Annotated in this window: 27 protein-coding genes and 1 riboswitch; of the genes, 10 read left to right on the plus strand and 17 right to left on the minus strand. The window is 64.9% G+C overall.

From position 1 onward, the window contains the following. Nucleotides 1-21: 21 nt before the first annotated feature. A complete protein-coding gene (locus tag QA639_RS07660) occupies nucleotides 22-225 on the plus strand; it encodes a tautomerase family protein (RefSeq protein WP_018269806.1) in 204 nt (67 codons plus the stop codon). Nucleotides 226-341: 116 nt separating this feature from the next. Beyond that, a complete protein-coding gene (locus tag QA639_RS07665) occupies nucleotides 342-752 on the plus strand; it encodes a thioesterase family protein (RefSeq protein WP_283089467.1) in 411 nt (136 codons plus the stop codon). Nucleotides 753-874: 122 nt separating this feature from the next. On the opposite strand, the gene proC is transcribed toward QA639_RS07665, so the two are convergent. Together proC and QA639_RS07675 are read right to left on the minus strand one after the other, a co-directional pair. Beyond that, nucleotides 875-1,753 carry a pyrroline-5-carboxylate reductase gene (gene proC, locus QA639_RS07670; protein ID WP_283089468.1) on the minus strand — a complete coding sequence of 293 codons (879 nt, stop codon included), beginning with the start codon at nucleotides 1,751-1,753 and terminating at the stop codon, nucleotides 875-877. A 130-nt stretch (nucleotides 1,754-1,883) separates the two neighbouring features. Continuing rightward, nucleotides 1,884-2,384, minus strand: coding sequence for a type III secretion system chaperone family protein (locus QA639_RS07675; protein ID WP_028333089.1), 501 nt, complete (start codon nucleotides 2,382-2,384; stop codon nucleotides 1,884-1,886). Between the two features lie 441 nt (nucleotides 2,385-2,825). Further along, a riboswitch (FMN riboswitch) is annotated at nucleotides 2,826-2,979 on the plus strand. Between the two features lie 78 nt (nucleotides 2,980-3,057). On the opposite strand from QA639_RS07675, the gene QA639_RS07680 reads away from it, so the two are divergent. Together QA639_RS07680 and QA639_RS07685 are read left to right on the plus strand one after the other, a co-directional pair. Further along, nucleotides 3,058-3,639, plus strand: coding sequence for a 6,7-dimethyl-8-ribityllumazine synthase (locus QA639_RS07680; protein WP_050384190.1), 582 nt, complete (start codon nucleotides 3,058-3,060; stop codon nucleotides 3,637-3,639). 104 nt (nucleotides 3,640-3,743) lie between these two features. Next, nucleotides 3,744-4,550 (plus strand): SDR family NAD(P)-dependent oxidoreductase, encoded by an 807-nt coding sequence (locus tag QA639_RS07685; RefSeq protein ID WP_283089469.1) that lies wholly within the window; start codon nucleotides 3,744-3,746, stop codon nucleotides 4,548-4,550. A 158-nt stretch (nucleotides 4,551-4,708) separates the two neighbouring features. Here the strand turns inward: QA639_RS07685 and QA639_RS07690 are convergent, their stop codons facing one another. The 7 genes from QA639_RS07690 to QA639_RS07720 form a co-directional block, all read right to left on the minus strand. Beyond that, complete coding sequence (locus tag QA639_RS07690) at nucleotides 4,709-5,662, minus strand: ribose-phosphate pyrophosphokinase (RefSeq protein WP_198400248.1); 954 nt, start codon at nucleotides 5,660-5,662, stop codon at nucleotides 4,709-4,711. Between the two features lie 179 nt (nucleotides 5,663-5,841). After that, nucleotides 5,842-6,450, minus strand: coding sequence for a hypothetical protein (locus QA639_RS07695; RefSeq protein ID WP_283089470.1), 609 nt, complete (start codon nucleotides 6,448-6,450; stop codon nucleotides 5,842-5,844). Nucleotides 6,451-6,552: 102 nt separating this feature from the next. Continuing rightward, nucleotides 6,553-7,485 (minus strand): MerR family transcriptional regulator, encoded by a 933-nt coding sequence (locus QA639_RS07700; protein ID WP_283089471.1) that lies wholly within the window; start codon nucleotides 7,483-7,485, stop codon nucleotides 6,553-6,555. A 136-nt stretch (nucleotides 7,486-7,621) separates the two neighbouring features. After that, nucleotides 7,622-8,389 carry a peptidoglycan editing factor PgeF gene (pgeF, locus tag QA639_RS07705; RefSeq protein ID WP_157346813.1) on the minus strand — a complete coding sequence of 256 codons (768 nt, stop codon included), beginning with the start codon at nucleotides 8,387-8,389 and terminating at the stop codon, nucleotides 7,622-7,624. Continuing rightward, on the minus strand, nucleotides 8,386-9,444 hold the full coding sequence (locus QA639_RS07710; RefSeq protein WP_050384262.1) for a class I SAM-dependent methyltransferase: 1,059 nt from the start codon (nucleotides 9,442-9,444) through the stop codon (nucleotides 8,386-8,388). Before QA639_RS07710 ends, pgeF begins: the two co-directional genes overlap by 4 nt. 99 nt (nucleotides 9,445-9,543) lie before the next feature. After that, nucleotides 9,544-10,386 carry a prolipoprotein diacylglyceryl transferase gene (lgt, locus tag QA639_RS07715; protein ID WP_157346811.1) on the minus strand — a complete coding sequence of 281 codons (843 nt, stop codon included), beginning with the start codon at nucleotides 10,384-10,386 and terminating at the stop codon, nucleotides 9,544-9,546. A 15-nt stretch (nucleotides 10,387-10,401) separates the two neighbouring features. Further along, complete coding sequence (locus QA639_RS07720; RefSeq protein ID WP_157346809.1) at nucleotides 10,402-11,136, minus strand: dienelactone hydrolase family protein; 735 nt, start codon at nucleotides 11,134-11,136, stop codon at nucleotides 10,402-10,404. Between the two features lie 177 nt (nucleotides 11,137-11,313). On the opposite strand from QA639_RS07720, the gene QA639_RS07725 reads away from it, so the two are divergent. The 4 genes from QA639_RS07725 to ychF all read left to right on the plus strand — a co-directional run bounded on the left by QA639_RS07725 (nucleotide 11,314) and on the right by ychF (nucleotide 14,519). Further along, nucleotides 11,314-11,574 carry an accessory factor UbiK family protein gene (locus QA639_RS07725; protein ID WP_028333099.1) on the plus strand — a complete coding sequence of 87 codons (261 nt, stop codon included), beginning with the start codon at nucleotides 11,314-11,316 and terminating at the stop codon, nucleotides 11,572-11,574. 331 nt (nucleotides 11,575-11,905) lie between these two features. Next, entirely contained in the window at nucleotides 11,906-12,628 is a 723-nt protein-coding gene (locus QA639_RS07730; RefSeq protein ID WP_028333100.1) for a 50S ribosomal protein L25/general stress protein Ctc, read from the plus strand. A 55-nt stretch (nucleotides 12,629-12,683) separates the two neighbouring features. Next, complete coding sequence (gene pth / locus QA639_RS07735) at nucleotides 12,684-13,298, plus strand: aminoacyl-tRNA hydrolase (RefSeq protein WP_283089472.1); 615 nt, start codon at nucleotides 12,684-12,686, stop codon at nucleotides 13,296-13,298. Between the two features lie 123 nt (nucleotides 13,299-13,421). Continuing rightward, nucleotides 13,422-14,519, plus strand: a complete 1,098-nt coding sequence (gene ychF, locus QA639_RS07740; RefSeq protein WP_028333102.1) for a redox-regulated ATPase YchF — start codon at nucleotides 13,422-13,424, stop codon at nucleotides 14,517-14,519. Nucleotides 14,520-14,731: 212 nt separating this feature from the next. On the opposite strand, the gene QA639_RS07745 is transcribed toward ychF, so the two are convergent. Beyond that, a complete protein-coding gene (locus QA639_RS07745) occupies nucleotides 14,732-15,007 on the minus strand; it encodes a metal-sensitive transcriptional regulator (RefSeq protein WP_018269815.1) in 276 nt (91 codons plus the stop codon). Between the two features lie 65 nt (nucleotides 15,008-15,072). Between QA639_RS07745 and QA639_RS07750 the strand changes: the two genes are divergently transcribed. Further along, on the plus strand, nucleotides 15,073-17,466 hold the full coding sequence (locus QA639_RS07750) for a heavy metal translocating P-type ATPase (RefSeq protein WP_283089473.1): 2,394 nt from the start codon (nucleotides 15,073-15,075) through the stop codon (nucleotides 17,464-17,466). 164 nt (nucleotides 17,467-17,630) lie between these two features. On the opposite strand, the gene QA639_RS07755 is transcribed toward QA639_RS07750, so the two are convergent. The 3 genes from QA639_RS07755 to trxB form a co-directional block, all read right to left on the minus strand. Beyond that, nucleotides 17,631-18,545, minus strand: a complete 915-nt coding sequence (locus QA639_RS07755) for a 4-hydroxy-tetrahydrodipicolinate synthase family protein (protein ID WP_283089474.1) — start codon at nucleotides 18,543-18,545, stop codon at nucleotides 17,631-17,633. Nucleotides 18,546-19,075: 530 nt separating this feature from the next. Then, the gene (locus QA639_RS07760; protein WP_026192264.1) at nucleotides 19,076-19,996 is read right to left on the minus strand and encodes a LysR family transcriptional regulator; all 921 of its coding nucleotides are present in this window, start codon (nucleotides 19,994-19,996) and stop codon (nucleotides 19,076-19,078) included. A 2-nt stretch (nucleotides 19,997-19,998) separates the two neighbouring features. After that, nucleotides 19,999-20,964 (minus strand): thioredoxin-disulfide reductase, encoded by a 966-nt coding sequence (trxB, locus tag QA639_RS07765; RefSeq protein ID WP_283089475.1) that lies wholly within the window; start codon nucleotides 20,962-20,964, stop codon nucleotides 19,999-20,001. A gap of 281 nt (nucleotides 20,965-21,245) precedes the next feature. Between trxB and QA639_RS07770 the strand changes: the two genes are divergently transcribed. Next, nucleotides 21,246-21,725, plus strand: coding sequence for an Lrp/AsnC family transcriptional regulator (locus QA639_RS07770; protein WP_028333106.1), 480 nt, complete (start codon nucleotides 21,246-21,248; stop codon nucleotides 21,723-21,725). Between the two features lie 8 nt (nucleotides 21,726-21,733). Here QA639_RS07770 and QA639_RS07775 read toward each other — a convergent pair whose 3' ends face one another. From QA639_RS07775 to greA, 4 genes are all read right to left on the minus strand, one after another. Beyond that, nucleotides 21,734-22,195: a DoxX family protein gene (locus tag QA639_RS07775; protein WP_152977538.1), complete on the minus strand. Its 462-nt coding sequence runs from the start codon at nucleotides 22,193-22,195 to the stop codon at nucleotides 21,734-21,736. Between the two features lie 193 nt (nucleotides 22,196-22,388). Then, nucleotides 22,389-22,793: a DoxX family protein gene (locus QA639_RS07780; protein ID WP_152977537.1), complete on the minus strand. Its 405-nt coding sequence runs from the start codon at nucleotides 22,791-22,793 to the stop codon at nucleotides 22,389-22,391. A gap of 97 nt (nucleotides 22,794-22,890) precedes the next feature. Beyond that, nucleotides 22,891-23,295, minus strand: a complete 405-nt coding sequence (locus tag QA639_RS07785; protein ID WP_050384184.1) for a DoxX family protein — start codon at nucleotides 23,293-23,295, stop codon at nucleotides 22,891-22,893. A gap of 181 nt (nucleotides 23,296-23,476) precedes the next feature. After that, nucleotides 23,477-23,950, minus strand: a complete 474-nt coding sequence (gene greA, locus QA639_RS07790) for a transcription elongation factor GreA (RefSeq protein WP_018269816.1) — start codon at nucleotides 23,948-23,950, stop codon at nucleotides 23,477-23,479. Nucleotides 23,951-24,147 lie beyond the last annotated feature (197 nt).

Genomic DNA, 24,147 nt, shown 5'->3' on the forward strand with positions numbered 1-24,147 from the left:
ACAACAACAGGGAGAGCAACGATGCCTGAGATCACCGTGAGCATGGCCGCCGGCCGCACCGACGAGCAGAAGCTCGGCATGATGCGCGACATCACCCAGGCGCTGGTGAAGAATCTCGGCGTCGATGCCGACGCGGTCGTGATCCAGATCAACGAAGCGCCGCTGCATCACAAGATGAAGGGCGGCAAGTCGTTCGTCGAGCGCGCGGCCGCCGCGAAGAAGTGACGCGCGAAAGCGCGTCATCCCGGGGCGCGCATTAGCGCGAACCCGGGATCTCGATCAACAATCTCCAGATTCCGGGTTCACGCTTCGCGTGCCCCGGAATGACGAGCAAGGCGCCAATGGACGCACGCGACTTCATCAGGATCGGTATGAGCGCCGAGCGCATGCTCGTGGTGCCGCCGGAGCGCACCGTCGGGCATTTCGTGCCCGGCATGCCGATGGTCTATGCGACGCCGATGATGATCCTCGAAATGGAGATGGCGTCGGGCGATGCCATCCGCGCCGCGCTGCAGCCCGGCTGGGTCACGGTCGGGACCGAGGTCGATATCCGCCATCTCGCGGCTGCGCTGGTCGGCGCCACCGTGCGGACGACCTCAAGAGTGATCGCGGTCGAGCGCCGCGTGATCCGCTTCGAGGTCGAGGCCTTTGAGGGCACGCGCAAGCTCGGCGAAGGCCGCCACGCCCGCGGTCTGATCAATGTCGAGAGCTTCAACAAGCGGCTGGCCGGGACGTCGGGTTCGGCGCAGTAGGCGGCCTGTGTCGTTGGTCCGGCGAACTCGTCATGCGCGGGCCTGACCCGCACATCCATCAAGGAAGAAGTGTCCTTGTTCGATGGATTGCCGGGTCAAGCCCGGCAATGAGTGTGCATGCGCTACTTCGCCAATTCCCTTGAGCGCCTTGTCGCGGCGGCGATCGCGCGGGTCATCAGCAGCTGCATGCCGTCATTGGCCATCAGCACCTCGAGCGCCGCAGCGGTGGTGCCGCCGGGCGAGGTGACGTTCTGCCGCAGGGTCGCCGACGGCAGATCCGAGCGATGCAGCAACTCGCCGGAGCCGGCGACGGTCGCCCGCGCCAGCGTGGTCGCGAGCTGCTCCGGCAGGCCGGCCGCAACGCCGGCGCGCGCCAGCTCCTCGGCGAGCAGGAACACATAGGCCGGACCGGAGCCGGAGACCGCCGTCACCGCGTCCATCAGGCTCTCATCGTCGACCCATTCGACGGGCCCGGTCGCTTTCAGCAGCGCATCGGTCATCGCGCGCTGCGCAGCGGTGACGCGCTTCGACGGCACCGCGACGGTGATGCCGCGGCCGATCGCCGCCGGCGTGTTCGGCATCGCGCGCACCACGGCGCCGCCGACAACCTCTTCCAGCGCGGACATGGTCGTGCCGGCCATGATCGAGACGACGAGCGTCGAGGGGCCGACGAAGGATTTCAGCGCGGCGCCGGCGTCGCGGAACGATTGCGGCTTCACCGCGACGACAAGCGTGTCGACCGTGCCGAGATCCTTCGCTTGCGGATTGAGCCGCACGCCCTTTGCGGCAAGCGCGGAGATTTCCGGCGAGAGATGCGGATCGATCACCGCGACGCGCTCGGGGGCAAGGCCCTGCGCGAGCCAGCCGGTCAGCATGGCGCCGCCCATCTTGCCCGCGCCCGCGAGCGCAATGGTGCCGGAAGTGTTCGTCAATGCGCTGCTGGATGTGCTCACAGGTGGCTCCGCAAACTCTGTGTCGTCCCTGCGAAAGCAGGGACCCATAACCACAAGCGGTTCTAGTGAAGCGAGAAGCGAGCCACAAGCAGTTTGCTCAACCACTGGGGCCGCGGAGTATGGGTCCCTGCTTTCGCAGGGACGACGCTGAGGGCGGGGATGGACCGAAACGAAACCCTTACGCCTCGCCCTCGGTATCGAACATCGCCGCGGCCATCGCCTCGGCGGTCGACTTGCCGGCCCACACCACGAACTGGAACGCCGGGTAGTAGCGCTCGCAGGCGTGGATCGCGTTGACCACCATGGCCTCGCACTGCGCGGTGGAGGCGGTGAGACCGCCGGGCAGCACCAGCGCCTGACGATGCATCACCATGCCGGTATGGGTCCACAGATCGAAATGGCCGACCCACAATTGTTCGTTGATCGCGGCGACCAGCCGCTGCACCTCGGCGCGGCGCGCCTGCGGCATCTTCATGTCGAAGGCGCAGGCGAGATGCAGCGCCTCGATCTCGCCCATCCAGGTGAACGAGAGCTGATAATCGATCCAGTCTCCCTTGGAGACGATCGTCACCTCGTCTTCGCCGGAACGCTCGAACGCCCAGTTGTTGTCGGTGGCGATATCCTCGACCACCGCAAGCGGGTTGTTCCGGGAATCGATAATGCTTTCGACGAGGGACATGCCGTCTCGGACCTTGTTCTTATGATCGCTTGATACGCACACGGAAGCCGGCACTTGCGACATACTGCGTCGTGGCCGAGTGCAGTTCCTTGACCGGGCTTCCGGATGCCCCTGGACCTGACGCCGATGAAGTGATGTGATTTGCGGAATCCGCGCAACCGCACGCCGAGTCCGTCCACAGCCAAAGCGCGCATCGTCCACAGCTGATCTCCGCCACATCTGTGATTTTGAGAACAAATCGGAATCTAAGCGTTCGCGTAACGCTTTGTTAACCATTTGCCGGCGCTTCGCCGCGCCTGTGAATCAGCCTCCGGGCGCTCACATCAACCTCGCAGAGCCGCAACGCGCTCATGGGGACATGCCGTTTCCCCATGCCAAAGGCCTTGCCCGGCTGTCGCGCTTTGGTCATATTTCGCCTCAGGTACGTCCATTCCGGGCGTGCCGAGTTCTCAGGGCGGGGTGAAAATCCCCACCGGCGGTAAGGGTGATGAGCCCAAGCCCGCGAGCGCCTTCCTTCGCGAAGCCGGCGGAAGGGTCAGCAGATTCGGTGCAATTCCGAAGCCGACGGTTACAGTCCGGATGAAAGAGAACGGTTGCGGCGGCCAACGCGATTTTCGCGTGGGCTCGTGTCGTTGTCCGTGTGCCCTGATTCTGGTCCTGAAAGAGGAAAGCCATGAATCAGATGTTGCAAGACCAAGACGTTCAAGCTTCTCAAATCCAAACCTCCCAAGCAGAAAGCGCTCCCGATACGCCGGCCGTTCCGCCGACGCCGGAGCATCCGCACTTCGCAAAGCCGCAGCGCGTTGCCTTTGTGCAGTCGTCCTGGCACCGCGAGGTGGTGGAAGAGTGCCGCATCTCCTTCCTGAAGGAGATCGAGGCGAGGCACATCACCAATGTCGACGTGTTCGAGGTGCCGGGCTCGTTCGAGATCCCGCTGCATGCGCAGCTGTTGGCGAAGACCCGCCGCTACACCGCGATCGTCGCGGCCGGGCTCGTTGTCGATGGCGGCATCTACCGCCACGAATTCGTCGCCGACACCGTGATCAAGGCGCTGATGGATGTGCAATTGCGCACCGAGGTGCCGGTGTTCTCGGCGGTGCTGACGCCGCAGCAATTCCACGAGACGGAGGTGCATTACGAGTTCTTCCGCAAGCACTTCGTCATCAAGGGGACCGAGGTTGCGGAAGCCTGCGCCAACACGCTGCTCAGCCTCGAGCGTCTGCGCGGCCAGGTCGCGGCGGGAATCCCGGGCTAGCATCGGCGGAAAAGCGATTCCGGCATGCGTGCCGGGATCGCTCTCGCCTGCGGCGCGTTCGGTTATGCTTGCGGCATAAAACCAAAACGCGCGGGAGGCACCCCATGACCGAACAACATTCCTCCGACTGGCTCGGCCTGTCGGGCCGCGTTGCCGTCGTCACCGGCGGAGGCGGCGGTATCGGCCGCGCCACCGCGGTCAGTTTCGCGCGGGCCGGCGCCAGGGTCGCCGCGCTCGATCGCGACGAGCGCTCCCTTGCGGAGACCAAGGCAGAGCTTCGCGAATTCGGCGACGGTCATCTCGTCGCGACCTGCGATACGACCAGCGAGGACAATGTCGCGGCAGCCGCCGATGCCGTCGCGCGCACGCTCGGCGCTTGCGACATCCTCGTCAACACCGCGGCGGTGCTGCGCCCGGGCGGGCTCGATACGCTGCCGCTCGCGGAATGGAATGCGGTGCTGGCGGTCAATCTCACCGGCTATTTCATCTGCGCGCAGGCGTTCGGCCGCCAGATGCGCAAGGCCGGACGCGGCAGCCTCATCCACGTCGCCTCGATCGCCGCCAGCAATGCGCAGGGGCAGAGCGGCGCCTACAGCGTCAGCAAGGCTGGCGTCGTGATGCTCTCGCAGCAACTCGCAGCCGAATGGGGGCCGCATGGCATCCGCAGCAATGTGGTGAGCCCCGGCCTTGTCGTGACACCGATGAGCCAGGCCTTCTACGATACGCCTGGCGTCACCGAACGGCGCACCGCGGTGGTGCCGATGCGCCGGATCGGCGCATCGCAGGACATGGCGGACGCGACCCTGTTCCTGGCGAGCGATCGCTCGTCATACGTCAATGGTGAGGAGATCATGGTCGATGGCGGCTATGCGCGGACGCTGATGAGCCACGTGCCACGGCCGGGGTTTTAGCGAGGTGGCTGCAGCATACTCGGTGTCGTCCCGGCCTTGAGCCAGGACCCATAACCACCAATGCGAATTGATTGACAACGCTGGAGCCACAGCCTTCGCAACATCAAGGCCTGTGGTTATGGGTCCCTGCTTTCGCAGGGACGACAGCAAATATCGATTTAATCGAACAGGCTGGAAACCGACTCTTCCGCCGCGGTGCGGCCGATCGCTTCGGCGATCAGGCCGGCGATCGAGATCTGGCGGATGTTCGGCGCCTTGTTGACGGCCTCGGTCGGCAGGATCGAGTCGGTGATGACCAGTTCCTTCAGCCGCGACGAGGCGATGCGCGCGGCGGCGCCGCCGGACAGCACGCCGTGGGTGATATAGGCCGAGACTTCCTTGGCGCCGTGCGCGATCAGCGCCTCGGCCGCATTCACCAGCGTGCCGCCGGAATCGACGATGTCGTCGACCAGGATGCAATTGTAGCCGGCGACGTCGCCGATCACGTTCATCACCTCGGACTCGCCGGGGCGCTCGCGGCGCTTGTCGACGATCGCAAGCGGGGTGTTGATGCGCTTGGCGAGGCCGCGGGCACGCGCCACGCCGCCGACGTCGGGCGATACCACCATCACCTTGGCGAGGTCGAATTTCTCTTTGATGTCGCGCACCATCAGGGGCGCCGCGAACAGGTTGTCGGTCGGGATGTCGAAGAAGCCCTGGATCTGGCCGGCATGCAGGTCGAGCGTCATGACGCGGTCGACGCCGGCGTGCGAGATCAGGTTGGCGACGAGCTTGGCCGAGATCGGCGTACGCGAGCCGGACCTGCGATCCTGCCTGGCATAGCCGAAATAGGGCACCACCGCGGTGATGCGGCGCGCCGAGGAACGGCGCAGCGCGTCGGTGATGATCAACAGTTCCATCAGATTGTCGTTGGCCGGAAACGACGTCGACTGCAGGATGAACATGTCCGAGCCGCGGACGTTCTCCTGGATCTCGACGAAGATCTCCATGTCGGCGAAGCGCCGGACCACGGCCTTGGTCAGTTCGATGCCAAGTCCCTTGGCGATCTCCTGCGCCAGCGCAGGATTGGAGTTACCGGCGACGAGTTTGATTGATCCGTTCTTTGCCGACATCGATGCTTCCCCCCGCGCCTTGCTGGATACGACGTTCAGCATCTCAAGTCCTTACAGAACCGGCGGGTTTTCGGTGCGCGAGGGAATATCAGGCAGGCGCATCCGATGGCAACCCATTAGCCGGCTTTGGCCGCCGTTTTCCTGGGCAAAAAACGCATTTCCCCGGGCGATAACGGGGTTTAGTCGGCGGAATAGCCGAGCGCCACGGTCTCGGGCGCGGCGGGGGCCGGGGCGCTTGCCACCGTGGGCCCGCGGAGGTCCGGTGCCGGGGCGGGCGTGGGGCCGCCATTGATCATGCCGGACAGGCCACTGAGCCCGGCCTGGGCGATCTTGCGCAGCACCAGGTCGTCGGCGGCGGCCCAGGCGTCGCGGCCGGCCTTGCCGGCGGGCTCCTCGCCGGAGAGCCGCAGCGCGCGTTGCTGGTTGCTGTCGTAGACGTCCCACACCCACGCGATCATGGTGCGGCCGCGCACCACCTGTGCCGAAAGATAGCTGCGCACGCGATAGGCGGCAGCGCCCTGGCGCGACACGATCGACAGGCTGCGCAGCTTGGACTCGCTGTCGAGCACGCCGACCATGCGGTCGAACACCTGGGGCGGCGGGCCGTCGATCGATTCGAATGCAACTGTTGCGCCGCTGCTTGCCGGCGTGGCCATGGCGTAGGAGTCGGCCACGTTGCCGCCGGCCGCGCAGCCGCCAAGCGCGCACGCGATCGCAAGCCACGAGCATGCGATCGCGGCACGCACGGCTGTCCCAGTTTGAAACTGGCGGTTCGACGCTTCCCTCATTGCGTCCTGCGATATCGTTAAAACGGCTTAACGTCTAGGGCAGGACGGCCACAGCACTTAACCGATCCGGGCGGCGCGCCGCGAGGTTTCGGATTTCCCTGCTCAGTCAGAGAGATGGTGCCGCATGGCTGCGGTGATCCAGGTCCATTCGCGGTTCGGGCTCGCGTCCGTCGATTGCCCGCGCATGATGGCGACGAGCTCCCAATAGCGCGCCGCACGGGCGTCGTGCAGGGCATATTTGCCGCGGATCCAGTTGCGGAATTCCAGATCAGGTTTTCGCTTCAGCAATCGCGCCGATGTTTCCAGCCAGTCGCGCGCCAGCGCCTGGCCGGCCTCCGACGTCGGGCCGAGGTCGCGCGCGATGATCTCCTTGGCTCTCGCCAGCACGGTTTGGTTGGCCGCCTGCCAGGCGGCGAGATCCAGCACGTGGTGATTCCAGACGTCCTCCGCGTTGGCGCGGATGTTGGCGACGAGGGAAGGGTCGTTGAGCATCTCCGAAAGCTCGATCCAGGCATCGCACTGCTCCGGCGTCGGCTCGTCCGGCAATTCGGGCACGCTGGTCTCGATCATCTGCCGGATCCATTTCCGGTCAATGTTGATGCCGTCGGACACCTTCTCGAAAAAGCGTTCGACGACGTTGCGGCGCTCGGCGCGGGACAGCTGCGTCATGGTCAAAAATCTCCTCAAATCTGCTTCGGTGAGTTGCGGTGAACGCAACGCAGCCCGCAGGGCCGAGGCGACGCGGCGCTGTGCCGCGATCTCCGCTTCCAGCGTCTCGAGGCGAAGCTGCAGCGCCTCGACCAGCGAGAGTTCCTTGGTCAGGACCTCGCGGATGGCGTCGAGACCGAGGCCCGCATCGCGCAGGCAGCGGATCAGGTCGAGGCGAATCAGTTCGTCGTCGGTGAAGACGCGATAGCCGCTCGCGGTGCGGCCGGCCGGCGGCAGCAACCCCTGGTCCGAATAGAAGCGGAGCTTGCGGACGGAAATTCCGCTGAGCCGCGCCGCCTCGCCGATGCTGTAGGTGCGTTGTGTCATGCGCCGCTTGTCCGGTCTCCAGCAGGTGGAGAGTCAAGACGCTTGTCGCACAAAAATCGCCCGATTTTATTCTGACGCGTTTCCCTCACCGCGAACCGGTATCCACTTCGCGGGAAAACGCTCTGGATGCCCGGCGTCAGCCTTCCAGCGCGATGGCGTGAACGAGCCGGCCGTAATCGGCTTCCTTGCGGTGCACGGAGCGGCGGTAGCTGAAGCAGCGCTCGTCGGAATAGGTGTCTATGCCGAGATCGTCGATCATCAGCACGCCGGCATTTTCCAGCCGCATGCGGATGAAGCCGGCAAGATCGAACATCGCGTGTCCGTCGCGTTCGGCGGGCATGAAGAACATGCCGTTCTCCGCATCGGCCTCGATGAAGCGTTCGACGAATTCGTTGCCGACCTCGTAGGACTCCTTGCGGATCAGCGGGCCGATGGCGGCGACGATGCCGCCGCGCTCCGCACCGAGCTTCTCCATCGCGTCGATGGTCGATTCCAGCACGCCGGTCAGCGCGCCCTTCCAGCCGGCATGCGCCGCGCCGATCACGCGCGCATTGGGATCGACCAACAGGATCGGGCCGCAGTCGGCCGTCGTGACCGATATCGCAAGGCCTTCGGTGCGGGTGACGAGCGCGTCCGCCTTCGGGCGCGCGCCGCCATTCCATGGACCGGTCACGGCCACGACGTCAGGCGAGTGAATCTGGTGCACGCTGACGAGGTGATCGAGCGGCACGCCGAGCTGCGCCGCCATCCGCCGCCGGTTCTCCGCGACCTTGGCCGGATCGTCGCGCGAGCCCAGCCCGCCATTGAGGGCGGCATAGATGCCCTCCGACACGCCGCCTTCACGCGAGAAGAAGGCATGGCGCAGGCCCGGAATGGCCGACAGCAGCGGTGATCCCAATGTCATTGTTCGGTCTCGTCAGGCTGATCGCTCAATCCGGCGATCGAGGTGAGGCGTGGGTCGGAGATGGCCATGACCTTGAACATCGAGCCCATCCCGCCGCGTCCGGAATCGGTCAGCCGCTTCAGCGCACCGGCAACGTCGGCGGAGACTTCGGGGCTTGCTTTCGCCATCAGCCCGGCCGCACGGGCCTCGACGCCGAGACGCTTGAGGAAGTCGCCCTGCGTCACCGGTCCGTGGACGAGCGCGCCGACATCCTCGGCGGCCCGCGCCATGGCCTGGAAATCGACATGTGCGGTCACATCGGCCTGTCCCGGGTTCTTCAGCGGGTCGGCGAAGCTGTGGCGTGCGATCGCCTGGAAAGTGTCGCCGGCGTCGCTGCGCAGATGACCGTAATCGATGATCAGCGCGGCGCCGTCCTGGTCGCGCAGCCGCGTAGCGAGCTTCATGATCTCGTTGTCGGGCCGCCATTCGAACACCGCGCCGAGCGGCGCGGCGCGCACCAGCGGCGGCAGCAGCACCTCGAAATGCGGCACAGGCTCTGGCGCGGGAGCGAAATACAAGTTGCCATTGGCATCCATCCCGACCGTCCGCTCGTGCCAGCCGGTCTCGCGCCGGACCATCTGGTGGATCGGCAGCACGTCGAAATATTCGTTGGCGAGGATCACCGCCGGTCCCTCGGGCACGTCGTCGATGCTGTCGTGCCAGGTGACGTTGCGCACGCCCGCCAGCGTGGCGTACTGCTTCTCGCGCAGCACCGGGTTGACCTCGACGAGGTGGATGCTGAGCGACTGGTAGAGCGGCGGCAGCACGCGTAGCGCACGCAGCGCGTCGGACATCATGGTGCCGCGGCCCGGGCCGAGCTCGATCAGGCGAAGCGTCGCCGGCGAGCCGATCGCGCGCCAGATCGAGGCGCTCCACAGCCCGAGCAGCTCGCCGAACATCTGGCTGACCTCGGGCGCCGTGGTGAAATCGCCCTCGCGGCCGAGCGGATCGCGCGACAAATAGTAGCCGTACCGCGGATGCATCAGGCACAATTCCATGTAGCGCCAGACCGGCATCGGCCCGGACAGCTTGATCAGCTTCCTGATCTCATCCAGCAGCGGGGAGGGTTCGTTCACGGCCTTCCTTGGATTGCACTTGCTTTGGATTGAACTTGTTCAGGTTGAACTCGGCGCCGGGCCGTTCGCCCGGCGGCGAACGGCGGTCGTGATGATGATAACGCCCACAATGATCATTGGCACCGACAGCAGCATGCCCATGGTTAGTCCGCCCCACAGGAATCCGAGTTGCGGGTCGGGCTCCCTGAAGTGCTCGCCGATGATTCGGGCAACGCCGTAGATCGTGATGAAGCTGCCGAGGATCAGGCCGGGACGCTTCAGCGCGCCCATCCGGATCATGATCGCCAGCGCCGCAAACAGCACGATGCCCTCGAGCCCGGCCTCGTAGAGCTGGCTCGGATGCCGCGGCAGCGGCCCGCCATTGGGGAAGATCATGGCCCAGGGCAGGTCCGGATCGGCGTGACGGCCCCACAACTCGCTGTTGATGAAATTGGCGAGCCGGCCGAGGAACAGCCCGATCGGCGCGACCGCGGTGGTGATGTCGCCGAGCGACAGGATCGGGATGTTGTTGCGGCGGGCAAACAGCATCACCGCTGCGACGCAGCCGAGGAAGCCGCCGTGGAACGACATGCCGCCCTTCCACAATTCCAGGATTTCGCCCGGATGCGCGATGAAGAAGGGCAAATTGTAGAACAGCACGTAGCCGGTGCGGCCGCCGACGATGATGCCGATGGTGATCCAGAGGATGAAATCGTCGAGCTGCGGCAGCGTGATCGGTGCCGGGCCGCCCCACAGCCGCTCCTTCTTGATCAGCGAGCGGGCGTAGATCCAGCCCAGCACGATGCCGACGATATAGGCCAGCGCATACCACCGGATCACGATCGGCCCGAGCGAGAGCGCTACGGGATTGAACACCGGAAAGTCGATCAGCAGGAACGGCATCGTTCGTCTTGAGACTCAGCTCACGAGGTTGCGCCGGTAAAGCGCGAGTAGCCGCTCCCAATGGCGTTCGGCGGCGTCGCGGTCATAGACCGGACGCTTGGGGAACGCAAAGCCGTGATGTGTGCCGGGATAGATCTCGACCTCGTTGTTCGATCCCTTCATGCCGGCCTTCACCTGCTCGATGATGTCCTGGGGCGCGTAGATATCGGTCTCGGCGCAGGCGAAATAGAGTTCGGCCTTTGTCTTTTGCGCGGCAAGATGCGGACTGTCGGGCTGGTCGGTCGCCAGATGCGTGCCGTAGACCGAGGCGGCGGCCTTGACGAGATCGCCGAAATGCGTCGCGGCGTTCACCGCATAGCGGCCGCTCATGCAATAGCCGACAGTGCCGATGATCGCGGTGTTGGCCGCCTTCTGCGTCTCGGCATAGGCGAGCAGGCCTTTGGTGTCCTCCATGACCAGCGGAATGTTGAGCGAGTGCATCAGCTCGAACATGCGCTTGCGCTCGGGCGATTCCGGATCGGGATTGATCGGGCCGAGCTCCATCACGCCGGCGCGGTAATACATGTTGGGCAGCATCACATAATAGCCTGACGTGCCGAGCCGGCGCGCCATGTCGCGCAGCTCCTCGCGGATCGCCGGCGCGTCCATGTAGAAGATGACGACGGGGAAGGGGCCGCCGCGCTCGGGATGGGTGATGAAGGTGGTGGTCTTGCCGTCCTTGGTCGGGATCTCGACGGTCTGGTCCATCATGGCGTTTCTGCTCGCGTTATGTGTGCGATTTCTGTTGTGAGTTCACACGATTGCAAGGAAACCGGAGCATGACAAGGCAAGCCTCTGGAGGCCTGCCATTCGCGGCGGACTTGAACCGGATGGCTGAGATCGCCATTGTCTTTGGCGCGAGGCAGTGAACGCGGAGAGTTTTGCGAGATGACCCAGACCAGCAACCGGTTTTTCGATGAGATCGGCCGTCTGATGAACGATGCCGCCGGCGCCGCCCAGGGCGTCAAGCGCGAGGTCGACACGGTCATGCGCAACCAGGCGGAACGGATCCTGCGCGACCTCGACGTCGTCAAGCGCGAGGAATTCGACGCGGTCAAGGACATGGCCCGCCTGGCGCGCGAGGAGAACGAGGCGCTGAAGGCGCGGATCGCGGCGCTGGAAGCCAAGCTCGGCGGTACGGTCGGCTGATCTTCCACCCTCCCCTGGAGGGGGAGGGTCGGCTCACATGGCGCGCAGCGAAATGTGAGCCGGGGTGGGGTGACGGTCCCTCCACCTGAACTGTGCCCGTGTTGAGAGATCACCCCACCCGACCCGCATTCCGCTTCGCTGCATGCGGTCCGACCCTCCCCCTCCAGGGGAGGGTGAAGCAAGAAAATTTCCTTCATTTCCTTGTCATTTCGGCCCTTTGGGGCTAAAAGCCCGCCACGTCCGCGGCCCCCGCACCCCTGGAGGCTTGCTGTGGACCTGAGCATGGGCCGCGCTGCGGCCTTTAACTTTTTAAATACAAGGACTTAACGTTATGGCGACCGTCAAGGAATTGAAGGCGACCGCGCGTCCGAAGAGCGGCAAGGGGGCCGCCCGGGCAGAGCGTCGCGCCGGGAGAGTTCCCGGAGTGATCTACGGAGACAACCAGCCCCCCGTGACCATCTCGGTCGACGATCGTGAACTGCGCCAGCGCATCCTGGCGGGCCGGTTCCTCACCACGCTGTTCGACATCGATCTCGAGGGCAAGAAGCATCGCGTGATTCCGCGCGACTACCACCTCGACCCGGTGAAGGACTTCCCGCTCCATGTCGACTTCATGCGGCTCGGTGAAGGCGCCACCATCCGCGTCAGCGTGCCGCTGCACATCGTGAACGGCGAAACCTCGCCTGGCGTCAAGCGCGGCGGCACCGTGAACATCGTCACCCACACGCTCGAGCTCGAATGCGCGGTCGACAACATCCCGCAATATATCGAAGCCGACGTGGGCAGCCTCGAGATCAGCTATTCGCTGCATCTCTCCGACGTCAAGTTGCCGAAGGGCGTGAAGTCGCTGACCCGCGAGGACGCGACCCTGGTCACCATCGTGCCGCCGTCCGGCTACGCCGAAGAGCAGAAGGCCGCGGCTGCGGCTGCTGCCGGTGGCGCTGCTCCGGCCGCGGGTGCTGCAGCTCCGGCCGCTGCGGCGGCTCCGGCTGCGGGTGCTGCGGCTCCGGCCGCGGGTGCCAAGGCTCCCGCCGGTGGCGACAAGAAGAAGTAATCGATCAGGTCGGCGCGCGATCGTCTGATGGCGCGCCGACGCGGGATGCCGCGCCATGCGCCTTTTTGTCGGTCTCGGTAATCCCGGCGCGAAATACGCCAGTAACCGGCACAATATCGGTTTCCTGGCGGTCGATGAGATTGCACGGCGTCATGGTTTCGCACCATGGCGCCGTCGCTTTCAGGGCGAGGCCTCCGAGGGCGTCGTCGATCGCGAGAAGGTCGTGCTGCTGAAGCCGACCACCTACATGAACGAGTCCGGGCGCGCGGTGCAGGAAGCGGCGAACTTCTTCAAGCTGACGCCCTCCGACGTCACCGTGTTCCAGGACGAGCTCGAACTGCCGCCGGCCAAGGTGCGGGTCAAGATCGGCGGCGGGATCGCCGGCCATAACGGGCTGCGCTCGATCTCCGCGCATATCGGCAACGAGTATCGGCGGGTGCGGCTCGGGATCGGTCATCCCGGCGTCAAGGAGCTCGTGCACAGCCACGTGCTGTCGGACTTCGCCAAGAGCGACCGGGCGTGGGTGGAGGCCCTGTGCCAGGCCGTCGCCGACAATGCCGGCCTGCTGGCGACGGGCCACGACGCGTCGTTCGCCAACAAGGTGCATCTGACGATGCAAGCCAAGGGGTTTTTCGACAAGGGTGAGAACGGCGGCGAGAAGCCGGCCTGACCTCCTTTGTCGTCATGCCCGGTCTTGTGCCGGGCATCCACGTCTTACGTGCCGCGTGCACCGTAAGACGTGGATGGCCGGGACGAGCCCGGCCATGACAGATCAGAGAATGTTGAGGAAGACATGGGATTCAAATGCGGGATCGTCGGGCTGCCTAACGTCGGCAAGTCGACGCTGTTCAATGCGCTGACCGAAACGGCGGCCGCCCAGGCGGCGAACTATCCGTTCTGCACCATCGAGCCGAATGTCGGCGAGGTCGCGGTGCCCGATCCGCGGCTGGAAAAGCTCGCGGCTGTCGCGAAGTCCGCGCAGATCATTCCGACCCGGCTGACCTTCGTCGACATCGCGGGCCTCGTCCGCGGCGCGTCGCAGGGCGAAGGTCTCGGTAACCAGTTCCTCGCCAACATCCGCGAGGTCGACGCCATCGCCCACGTGGTGCGCTGCTTCGAGGATTCCGACATCACCCATGTCGAGGGCAAGATCGCGCCGCTCGCCGACATCGAGACCATCGAGACCGAGCTGATGCTGTCCGACCTCGACAGCCTGGAGAAGCGCGTCGACAACCTCTCGAAGAAGGCCAAGGGCAACGACAAGGAAGCCAAGGAGCAGCTCGAGCTCGTCAACCGCGCCCTGGTGCTGCTGCGCGACGGCAAGCCGGCGCGTGCGCTGGAGCGCAAGCCGGAGGAGGAGCGCGCGTTCCGCATGCTCGGGCTCCTGACCTCGAAGCCCGTGCTCTATGTCTGCAACGTCGAGGAAGCCTCGGCCAAGGACGGCAACAATTTTTCCAAGGCGGTGTTCGAGCGCGCCAAGGAGGAGGGCGCGGTCGCGGTCGTGATCTCGGCTAAGATCGAATCCGAAATCGCGACGCTGTCGCGCGAGGAACGCACTGACTTCCTGGAGACACTGGGTCTGGAGGAGGCTGGGCTCGATCGGCTGATCCGCGCCGGCTACCGGCTGCTCGATCTCATCACCTATTTCACCGTCGGCCCGAAGGAAGCACGCGCCTGGACCATCGACCGCGGCACCAAGGCGCCTGCCGCCGCCGGCGTGATCCATACCGATTTCGAGAAGGGCTTCATCCGCGCCGAGACCATCGCCTATGCCGATTACATCGCCGGCAACGGCGAGGCCGGCGCACGCGATGCCGGCAAGCTGCGGCTTGAAGGCAAGGAGTACGTCGTCGCCGACGGCGACGTCATGCATTTCCGCTTCAACACCTGATCGCGCTGTTCAGCCGCGCATGAAGCGGCAGCGAATTCGGCACCGCTCTATCCCCACGTCGTCCCGGGCAAGCGAAGCGCGACCCGGGACCCATAACCACCAATTTTCGTGATCAATGGGGCTGTGGCCCCAGCGTCCTTTCACAACAGGCTGCTGTGGTTATGGGTCCCTGCTTTCGCAGGGACGACATCGCGTATGGGGCGGCGCTCGCCTCACCGATCCGCACGCCCGATCACGTCCATCAGCTCGGCGATCTTGCGCCGCTGGTCGGCCTTGTCGCCGGACGAGATCGCATGCTCGACGCAATGCGCCACATGATCGCGCAGCACCTCTTCCTCGACGCGGCGCAGCGCCGCGCGCGCGGCCGCGATCTGCGTCACCACGTCGATGCAATAGCGGTCGTCCTCGACCATGGCGGCCAACCCGCGGATCTGACCTTCGATCCGTTTGAGCCGTTTTAAGCAGGATGTCTTGACCTCGTCTCTCATAGACCTCATATACCCCCCTAGGGTATACAAATCAAGGGGCCGGGTTAGCGGCCGGGAAGAGTTTCGTGGCACACGCAACACACGACCATTCGCACGCGGATCATCACCACAATGGCGCGGCCGCGCATTCCTGCTGCGGCGGCAAGCATGGTCACGACACGCCGCCGGCCGAGGCGGCGTTCGCGATCGATCCGGTCTGCGGCATGAAGGTCAACCCGGCGACCGCCAAGCACCGCTTCAGCTACCAGGGCGAGGAGTACCTGTTCTGCAGCAGCCGCTGCCGCGAGCGTTTCGAGACCGACCCTGAGAAGTATCTCAAGCCGCGTGAACCCGAGCCGCCGGCGCCCGCGGGCACCATCTACACCTGCCCGATGCATCCCGAGGTGCGTCAGGTCGGTCCGGGCAGCTGCCCGATCTGCGGCATGGCGCTGGAGCCCGAGCAGGTCTCGCTCGACGACGGTCCCGATCCCGAACTGATCGACATGACGCGGCGGTTCTGGATCGGCCTCGCGCTGACCGTGCCGGTGTTCGTGCTCGAGATGGGCAGCCATCTCGGGCTGATGCAGCTGGTGCCGCAGCACTGGTCGAACTGGGTCTCACTCGTGCTGGCGACGCCGGTCGTGCTGTGGGCCGGCGCGCCGTTCTTCGTGCGCGGCTGGCAGTCGCTGGTCACCCGCAATCTCAACATGTTCACGTTGATCGCGATGGGCACCGGCGTCGCCTATGTCTACAGCGTGGTCGCGACGCTGGCGCCGCAGCTGTTCCCGCCCGCGTTCCGCGACATGCATGGCGCGGTCGCGGTGTATTTCGAGGCGGCGGCCGTGATCACGGTGCTGGTGCTGCTCGGCCAGGTGCTGGAATTGCGCGCCCGCGCGCAGACCTCGGGCGCGATCCGCGCGCTGCTCGGCCTCGCGCCGAAGACCGCGCGGCGCATCACCGAACATGGCGACGAGGACATCGACATCGACGCGATCAAGGTCGGCGACCGCCTGCGCGTGCGGCCGGGCGAGAAGGTGCCGGTCGACGGCGTCGTCGTCGAGGGCAGTGCGGTCATTGACGAGTCCATGGTCACAGGCGAGTCGATGCCGGTCACGAAGGCCGAAGGCCAGAACGTGATCGGCGGCACCGTCAACCAGAGCGGCGGCCTCGTGATGCGCGCCGAGAAGATCGGCCGCGACACCATGCTGTCGCGGATCGTCGACATGGTGGCGAAGGCGCAGCGCTCACGCGCGCCGATCCAGCGGCTCGCCGATCGCGTCGCCGGCTGGTTCGTGCCGGCGGTGATCGCCGCCGCCGTGCTCGCCTTTATCGCCTGGACGGTGTTCGGCCCCGAGCCGCGCCTGACCTTCGCGCTGGTCGCCGCCGTCACGGTGCTGATCATCGCCTGCCCGTGCGCGCTGGGATTGGCGACGCCGATGTCGATCATGGTCGGCGTCGGCCGCGGCGCGCATTCCGGCATCCTGATCCGCGACGCGCAGGCGCTGGAGCGGATGGAGGCGATCGACACGCTGGTCATCGACAAGACCGGTACGCTCACCGAGGGCAAGCCGAAGGTCGTGCACGTCATTGCCGCCGAAGGACTCGACGAGAGCGATCTGCTGCGCCTGGCGGCCAGTGTCGAGCAGGGCAGCGAGCACCCGCTGGCACAGGCGATTATCGCCGCTGCCAGGGAGCGCAAGCTCGCATCCGCCGCCGTCAGCAATTTCGCCTCGCCTTCCGGCAAGGGCGCGACCGGCACCGTCGAGAGCAGGCAAGTTGCGCTCGGCAACGCGGTGCTGATGGCCGAGCTGAAGATCGCGACGGCAGCGCTCGACGAGGCGGCCGAGGCGGCGCGGCGGGACGGCGCGACGGCCATCTATGTCGCGGTCGATGGCCGCGTCGTCGGGGTGATCGCGATAGCCGATCCGGTCAAGCCGTCTGCGACGAGCGCGCTGCAGGCGCTGCGCGCCGAGGGCCTGCGCATCGTGATGCTGACCGGCGACAACGAGACCACCGCGCGGGCGGTGGCGAAGACGCTCGGCATCGACGAGGTCGAGGCCGGCGTTCTGCCGGAGCGCAAGAGCGAGGTGGTGCAGCGGCTGCGCGGCGAGGGGCGCACCGTCGCGATGGCCGGCGACGGCGTCAATGACGCGCCGGCGCTCGCCGCTGCCGATGTCGGCATCGCGATGGGCGGCGGCACCGACGTCGCGATCGAGAGCGCCGGCGTCACGCTGCTCACGGGCGATCTGATGGGCCTCGTGCGCGCGCGGCGGCTGTCGGTCGCGACCATGCGCAACATCCGCCAGAACCTGGCGTTCGCGTTCGTCTACAACGCCGCCGGGGTGCCGATCGCAGCCGGCGTGCTGTATCCGCTGTTCGGCATCCTGCTGTCGCCGATGGTCGGCGCCGCCGCGATGGCGCTTTCCTCGGTCAGCGTGATCGGCAATGCGCTTAGGCTCGGCAGGGTGAAGCTGGACTAGACGTTTCTTACCTCGCCCCGCGTGCGGAGAGAGGTCGGATCGCATCGCAAGATGCGATCCGGGTGAGGGGGACACTCCACGAGTCTGTCTCTCGCCTTTTGTGCGGAAGCAGCCCCTCACCCCAGCCCTCTCCCCGTAAAAACGGTGAGAGGGAGAAAGCGCGATCACGCCGGCAACAGCCGCTGTTCGCGGCGCTCCATCTCGGCATCGAGCCAGGTTGCGAGATCCTCGCTGACCGCGACCATCGGCAGCCGCACCTCGGGGCTGTCGATCAGCCCCTGCCGCCACAGCCAGTGCTTGGCCGGCGCGGGGCTTGGTTCGGCGAACAACAGCCTCGTCAGGCCGACGACGCTCTGCCAGGCGGCCAGCGCCGTGTCGCGCTGGCCCTGCTGCAGCAGCGTGCGGATCGCAGCGAAGGTGTTTGTTTCCAGATGTGCGGACAGCAGGATCGCGCCGTCGGCGCCGTCCGAGAGCGCATCGAAGGTTTGCGCATCCTCGCCGGTCAGCACGCGGAAGCCGGCCGGCCGGCGGTTGAGGAAGTCGATCGACTGCGCGCGGTCGGCGCAGCAATCCTTCATGCCGGCGATGTTCGGATGGTCCGCGAGCGCCAGCAACGTTTCGTTGGTCAGGTTCACCGCCGTGCGATAGGGGATGTTGTAAAGCACGATCGGCCACGACGCGTGATCGGCGAGCGCGTTGAAGTGCTGCGCGAGCCCGCGTTGCGAGGGCCTGATATAATAGGGGCTGGCGATCAGATAGCCGTTGATCGGCCAGTCGGCCGTATCATCCAGCGCTTCCTTCATCCGGGCGGTCGAGGCGCCGGAGAGCCCGAGACAGACCGGCAAATGGCGGGAGCTGACACTGAGCTCGTCGAGCACGACGCTCACCAGCCCCTCCAGTTCGTCCACGCTGAGCGCCATGCCCTCGCCGGAGGTTGCGCCGAGAATGAACCCGTCGACGGGGCCGCTGGCGTAGTGCTGTACGAGACGCCGCAGCGACGTGACGTCGAGCTCGCCGTTACGGAATGGCGTGATCAGAGGCAGCCAGAGGCCCTGCAATTGCTGGTGTAGATCGGTCATGTTCCATCTCCTGGGGAAGGCAAAGCCGGAGACGGGACCAACAAAAAACCCCGTCCAGGCGGCGGGGTTTCGGGATCGGTTTGAATGCGAAGGTGATCTTATCGCGCGCGATCTCGTGTCCCCAGGAGGGGAGCTTTTTTCGACGACAGAACGGCGCACGAAGTCGTGATCATGGGACAATGATGCTGCGCTGCGAGGTTGTTGTCAATGCAGATGCTGATCGGCGCGTGCGGCGCGTTTTGCGCATGACGTGGAGGTGAAAGGGCGCGGCGATGAAAAAAAGCCGGGCTCGAGTGAGCCCGGCTTAAGGTATTGGCCACGTGAGGCCGACACAATCACCTTCCAAGAGGGATTACTGAACTTCCGCGCCACTGGAGGAGGGGGACATATGCGCGACGCGAACGCTCAGCGTGTAAGCAATATGATCCCCATCGACGGCCTGCAGCAACTATCCAGGTCGCATGTCAGTCATGCGGAGACCGGGGGCAGCACGGATATCCCTATAAACCAGCCCTATAAGGGCGGCTTAATCACGACGGCCAGCGCTGCGCCTTGCTAACCACGAAGTCGCGGAACACCTGCACCCGGGCCACCGTCTTCAGCTCTTCCGGATAGACGAAGTAGGTGTCGAGCGCGATCGAGTCGGACTCGCCGAACAGCTGCACGAGGTTGTTCTGTTCGACCAGATAGTCCGGCAGCGCGGCGATGCCGAGGCCCTGCTGGCAGGCGCGCACGAGGCCAAGGATGTTGTTGACCTTGAAGTAGGGCTCGCGCGGACCGGAGCCGTTGCGGCCGGCATCGATCAGCCAGCTGCGGTTCTGCAGATGCGCCGGCACCTGCGAGTCGCCGAGCATGATGATGCGGTGCGAGTCGAGATCATCGAGCGTGCGCGGCGTGCCGAAGCGCTTGATGTATTCCGGCGAGCAATAGGCATGGAAGCCGATCGAGAACAGCTTGCGCTGGATCAGGTCCGGCTGGGTCGGCTTGCGGGTGCGGATCGCGACGTCGGCCTCGCGCATCGAGAGGTCGAGATCCTCGTCGGTGACGATCAGCGAGATCCGGATGTCGGGATAGAGCGCGGTGAACTCGTCGAGCCGCGGGATCAGCCAGTTGATGCCGAGCGCCGGCGGCGTCGTGATCTTGAGGTCGCCGCTCGGCCGCTCGCGGCTGTCGGTGAGCTTTGCGCGGGCCGCCTGCAGCTGCATGAACACGTCATGCGCGGTGCGGAACAGGAGGTCGCCCTGTTCGGTGAGGATCAGGCCGCGGGCGTGGCGGTGAAACAGCGACACCGAGAGCTCCTGCTCCAGCGCGCTGACCTGGCGGGAGACCGCCGATTGCGACAGGCCAAGCTGTTCGCCGGCATGCGTGAAGCTGCCGGCCTCCGCCGCTGCGTGAAAGACCTTCAGCTTGTCCCAATCCATATCCGTAAATCCGTCGCGAGATCGTGCCATGATTATTCCGCCGCTGCGCGATCGCTCGCGCGAAGAGCCAGGAAGCGTTCCGCCTCGAGCGCAGCCATGCAGCCGAGGCCGGCGGCGGTGACCGCCTGCCGGAAGGTTTCATCCGCCACGTCGCCCGCGGCGAACAGGCCGGGCATCGAGGTCGCGGTGGAGTTCGGCGCCACCTCGACATAGCCCGACGGTTTCAATTTGATCTGGCCTTTGACGAGCTCCGTCGCCGGCGCATGGCCGATCGCGATGAAGACGCCGTCGGTTTTGAGGTTCGTGTGCGAGCCGGTCTTGACGTTCTTCAGCCGCACATGGGTGACCTTGTTCGGGTTCTCCGATCCGCAGATCTCGTCGATCGCCGAATCCCACACCACCTTGATCTTGGGATGCTTGAACAGCCGTTCCTGCAGGATGCGCTCGGCGCGGAAATGATCGCGGCGATGCACGATGGTGACCTGGGAGGCGTGATTGGTCAGGTACAGCGCCTCCTCGACCGCGGTGTTGCCGCCGCCGACCACCACGACGTCCTTGCCGCGGTAGAAGAAGCCATCGCAGGTCGCGCAGGCCGACACGCCGCCGCCCTGGAACTTCTCTTCCGAGGGCAGGCCGAGCCAGCGCGCCTGGGCGCCGGTGGCGAGGATCACGGTCTCGGCGAGATAGACGTCGCCGGAATCGCAGGTCAGACGAAACGGGCGCTGGCCGAGTTCCAGCTTGTTGACGAGATCGGTGACGATCTTGGTGCCGACATGGGCCGCCTGCTTCTCCATCTGCTCCATCAGCCAGGGGCCCTGGATCACATCGGCGAAGCCGGGATAGTTCTCGACGTCGGTGGTGATGGTGAGCTGCCCGCCCGGCTGGATGCCCTGGATCAGCACCGGCTCGAGCATCGCGCGTGCCGCGTAGATCGCTGCGGTGTAGCCGGCGGGGCCGGACCCGATGATGACGACCTTGGCGTGGACAGGCGCGGGCATTAGCTGATCCCTCTCTTCTGGGGACTTTGACGGGGACTTGTGTGGGAAGCACCCCGGAAGCAGGTCACGGCGGTGCTAAAAGTGTCAAATCCAAGTCTAGGATATCTGGGAAGCTATGCAAGATTTGCAATCCATGGCAGCGATTTTTCCCCGGAACTGAAGTCACATTCGCGAAATCGTGCGCTGCACGCGCAATAAAATTGCGCAACGCCGGTTGGCTGCGCTATGAGAGTTGCCGGCGGACCCGCCAAGCCTTCCAAACCCCAGGGAACTGTAGTCGCGTGTCGAAGAACCTTGACGAGATCGACCTCAAAATCCTCGCCGAGATCCAGGCCGATGGCCGAATCACCAATGTGGAACTGGCCAAACGCGTCGGTATCTCGCCGCCGCCCTGCCTGCGCAGGGTCCGGGCGCTGGAGGAGGAAGGCTACATCCAGGGATACCGCGGCCTGCTCGATCCGCGCCGCCTCGGCTACGACGTCACGGTGTTCGCCTCGGTGCATCTGTCGAGCCAAGCCGACGCCGACCTCCGCGCCTTCGAGAATTTCGTGCGCGCCGAGCCGCTGGTGCGGGAATGCTGGATGCTGTCGGGTGAAGTCGATTTCATCCTCAAATGCGTCGCCCCCGACATGGCGACGTTCCAGGATTTCGTCACCCACCTGACGGCGGCGCCGCACGTGCGCAACGTCAGGACGTCACTGGTGCTGCACAATTCGAAATACGAAGCCGCGGTGCCGCTGGGCGTGAAGGTGGCGGGCTGAGGTTTGCGCTATTCCGCAGCTTGTCTGAAGTGCGGCTCCTCATCGCGCGAAGCGCGCCAGATCGCCGTGTCTACGCTCACCGGCCCACCGCCTGCCGTTGCGAGGTAAAGACAGGCAAAGCAGAACAGGATTGCAGCTGTTCCGCCGTTGTTGAGCGGCAGAAGTACCGGCTCGCCGGTCTTCAGCATATGGCCGAGGAAGTAGGCGAAGGCCATTTCACCCGAAAGGATGAAGGCAGATATCCGCGAGAGCAGTCCGATCATCAAGAGCGCGCCGAGCACCAGTTCAAGCCAGCCCGCAGCCTGGATCAACGGCGGGATGTTAGCGAAGTACGCGAGCGCCGGAAACTTGAAGATTTTTGCAACGCCGTACTGGAACAGTAGCAGGCCGGTGATGAACCGGAACAGGCTCAAGAGATACGGCTGAAAGCTCGCCGCAAGTCGGTCCACATTCATTGCGCTCTCCACCATTAGTCCCCAGCGTCAACAATGGCGGAGCTGTTTGGTTCAAGGGGTTGCGAGATCGCGAGACCGCAACCTCCTCACAATTTCGTGGATACATGCGTGGGGCGCATCTTCGCCCTCTTCGTTGCGCGCCGGCGGAATGGAACTCGAGCTGCCTGCTGCAGGTCCGTCATGTCAGCACGCTTCTGCCGCCGGCGTGCTATGGCCTGCGCTTTCGCAAGGCCTCGAGGCCGAGCGGTCCGCCGCCTGCCGCGGCGAGGTAGAGGCAGACGAAGCAGAACAGTATCGCAAGCGTGCCGTCGCTAAGCAGCGGAAAGAAGCTGACAGGCGCGTGCTCGATGAAATAGGCGAATGCCATCTCGCCGGAGAGGATGAAGGCAACGATCCGGGTGAACAGGCCCAGCATCAGCATCCCGCCGAGCACCAGTTCGAACATGCCGGCGATACCGAACAGCGAGAACGGCGTCACCTGCGCGAACATCTCGACATGCGGAAACTTGAACAGCTTGGCGACACCGAACTGGAAGAGCAACAGCCCGGTGATGAAACGGAGAATGCTCAGCAAAACGGGCTGAGCGGTTGCGCTGAGGCGGTCCAGGTCCATGCTATCCTCCAAAATGATAATGCGCGCCGTTGCCGGCGCGCATTATGGAGAACGAGGCGACGCTGTCACGCCCTCCGCGTGCAATTCATTCGGAGCGCTATGCGGTCTTGCCTTCGCGGATCGTGTCCAGGCTCAACGGGCCGGGGCCGGCGAACATGAAATAGAGGAAGACGAAGCAGTAGACCGCGGCGAGCTCGCCTCCGTTCAGGATCGGATAGAAGCTCTTGCCCGCGTGCGCCATGAAATAGGCGACTGCCGTGAAGCCCGAGAGGATGAACGCAACCGGACGCGTAAACAGACCAAGGATGAACAGCGCGCCGCCGACAAGCTCGATCAGTCCGCCGACGCCCATCAGCGAACCGATTTCGACGTTGGCAAACATCGGAACGGTCGGAAAGTGGAGAATCTTCGCGGTGCCGTGCTGCAGCAGGCTGAGCCCGACGTAGATGCGAAGGATGCTGAGAAGGCTTGGCGAATATCGCGCAGCCAAAGTGCTGATCATGTTGCTGGGTCCCCAGATAGTTATGCTCTATAACCATTCCGGGGCCGATTCATTAACAAGTTAATCAGCGTTGCCAAGTCACAATCGTGTCAGCGACCGTGAAGAGATGTCGCATATCCCATGCAGCAAAAAAGCCGCGTTGGAAAACGCGGCTCCTTTGTAGCTCCGGCTTAGGCTAAAACTACCGCCACTCGACCTTGGTGATCTCGTAGGCCTTGGCGCCGCCCGGCGCCATCACCTCGACGGTGGTGCCCTTCTTCTTGCCGATCAGCGCGCGCGCGAGCGGCGAGGTGATGGAGATGCGGCCCTTCTTGGCGTCGGCCTCGACTTCGCCGACGATCTGCCACACCGCCTTCTTCTCGGTGTCCTCATCGATCAGCGTCACGGTCGCGCCGAACTTGATGGTGTCGCCCGACAGTTTCGAAATGTCGATGATGTCGGCGCGCGCGAGCTTGTCCTCGAGCTCGGCGATGCGGCCCTCGTTGTGCGATTGCTCTTCCTTGGCGGCGTGATACTCGGCGTTCTCCGAGAGATCGCCGTGCGAGCGCGCTTCCGCGATGTGTTCGATGATGCGCGGACGATCCACCGATTGGCGATGCTTCAACTCGTCCGTCAGCGCGGCGTATCCGCCCGCGGTCATCGGAACCTTATCCATCATCTTCGTCCTTCATCGCGCGCGCCCGGCGGCCGTGCACGAATATCCAGTTCAGCTAACGCAGGAATCAGGGCGCCAACGCGCCCGGAAGCCCAGTGATATTCGGCCCCGCTAAGGGCCGTGACAACATCCAATCGCGCGGTGAGTTCCAGCCATTCGGCTAATTGACCGCTTCGGGTCTTCAGCCCGGGCAGCGG

This window comes from Bradyrhizobium pachyrhizi (assembly GCF_029714545.1).
In the GTDB taxonomy this organism is placed as follows: Bacteria; Pseudomonadota; Alphaproteobacteria; order Rhizobiales; family Xanthobacteraceae; genus Bradyrhizobium; species Bradyrhizobium pachyrhizi.